This window comes from Actinomadura rubrisoli, assembly GCF_004349215.1.
In the GTDB taxonomy this organism is placed as follows: Bacteria; Actinomycetota; Actinomycetes; order Streptosporangiales; family Streptosporangiaceae; genus Spirillospora; species Spirillospora rubrisoli.
On the sequence record NZ_SMKU01000664.1, the window covers coordinates 1 to 1,770 of the forward strand.

Consider the following 1,770-nt stretch of genomic DNA (forward strand, 5'->3'; position numbering starts at 1 on the left):
GGGTGAGGGTGGTGCGGGTTTCGGGGGTGACCAGGGCGAAGTGGTCGGTGTCGGCGATGAGGCGGACGGGGCCGTCCTGGGCGGGCAGGAGGGCGCGGAAGGTGTCGGCGGTCGTGCCGGCGCGGCGTTCGATCTCGGCGGAGACCGCTTCGAGGACGTGGCGGGTGTGCTGGGCCTCGGGACGCGGGAGCGTGTCGAGCAGGGCCTCGCGGGCGCCGGGGACGAACGCGTAGCGGACGCCGCCGGACGGGCGCAGCAGGCCGCTCAGCAGGACCTCGGCGAGCTGTCCCGGGCCGGAGCCGCCGAGGATGCGGTGCTGGATGAGGCGCATCACCGGCAGGGACGGGTCGGACACGGCGACGTGCGCGGCGCCGTGAACAAGACGCTCGGAACCATTATCGGCCCCCGCGCCGCCCGCAATCAGCTGGTGCGGACGATCGCGTTGAGCCTGGCCCTCAACCATTCGCCCAATGACGTCGCCTTCGCGTTCGTCGGCTCCGGTGGAGCATCGTTCGTCGGCCTGGGCAACCTGCCCCACGTCGCCGCCGCCCACAACATGTCGCTGCACATGTCGCTCATCGGCGGGCTTCTGCAGGCGCTCGACGACGAGCGACGGCGCCGAGCGGCGATCATTGCCCGGGTCGGCGCACGGACCTGGGACGAGTACCAAGCCGGGGGGGATCTGTCGTTCGGTCCGCTTCCCGCGCTGATCGTGGTGCTCGACAGCGCGGGGCCGCTCCTGCATTCCAGGCCGGACATGCTGGAGGCCGTCGTCCAGCTCTGCGGAACGGCACCGGACACCGGCATCCGGTTCGTCTTCTGCTCATCGTCGGAGGCGGACCTGCCCGCGCCGCTCCTCTCCTTCGCGAGGTGGCGGGTCGACTTCGGCCACCCGGCGCAGCGTTACGCCCACCTTGAGCACGTGCACCAGATGCCGAAGCGTCTGGTCTGCGCGCACATACCCCTCGAAGAGAGCGACCCGCTCGTGGAGAGGATGCGTGAGCGCGGTCTGCGCGCGCGCAGACTGCCATGGCCCAGTGGACCGGCCGCACTTCCCGAGCCTCCAGATGAACCTCCCCAGCCTCCAGATGAACCTCCCCAGCCCACATCGGCGGGCGTCATCATCGGGTACGACGCCGAGGGCAGGGCCGTCAGGCTGGACCCGCTCGCCTCTGCCGCCGGGGGACCGCACGGACTCGTCGTGGGTGAGACCGGCGCACGCCAGGACGTGGTGCGCGGCATCGTCCGAGCGCTCGCCGCGGCCTACCCCCCGGCGGAACTCGGCATCGTCTTCGCCGGCATGGGCGAGCACCCGCTTGGCGACGCCGTGGAACTCCCCCATCGCCGGCACGCCTACGAGGAACTCCTCGGACGGCCGGAGGAGCTTCAGCGCTTCCTCGCATTCGTGCGGCACGAGATCGACGTCCGGGCCGGCGCCCGGCGCCTTCCTGCGCCGCCGCCCTGGCTCCTGCTCATGGTGGCCGACGTGTCGCTGACGTTCCCGGCGAGCAGGCCCGAGGCGGCCGAGGCGCTCCTCGCGCTGGCGCAGCAGGGCGAGTCCCTCGGAATCCACCTGCTGATCTCGTCGACCATTGTCGAGAGGACCACGATCTGGGCGCGCTTCCTGCCGCTGCTCAACTGGCGGATCGCCGCGAGCCCCCTGGAGCCCGCCGTGTGCCAGGACGTGATGGGCCGTGCGCGCCTCCCCTTCCCGGGCGATCAGCGCGCCCGCCTCGCCCTCTCGGGCGATCGCCGCGCCCGCCCTCCCTC

General features: G+C 72.2%; 2 protein-coding genes. One reads left to right on the top strand and one right to left on the bottom strand.

Annotation, left to right across the window (positions count from 1 at the left end; translation table 11 throughout):
- On the bottom strand, nt 1-355 hold a 355-nt coding region (locus E1298_RS49135; protein WP_207945282.1), incomplete at its 3' end, for a hypothetical protein.
- 6 nt (nt 356-361) lie between these two features.
- Between E1298_RS49135 and E1298_RS46645 the strand changes: the two genes are divergently transcribed.
- Nucleotides 362-1,770, top strand: a 1,409-nt coding sequence (locus E1298_RS46645) for an FtsK/SpoIIIE domain-containing protein (RefSeq protein ID WP_165975999.1), incomplete at its 3' end; no start/stop codon positions are given.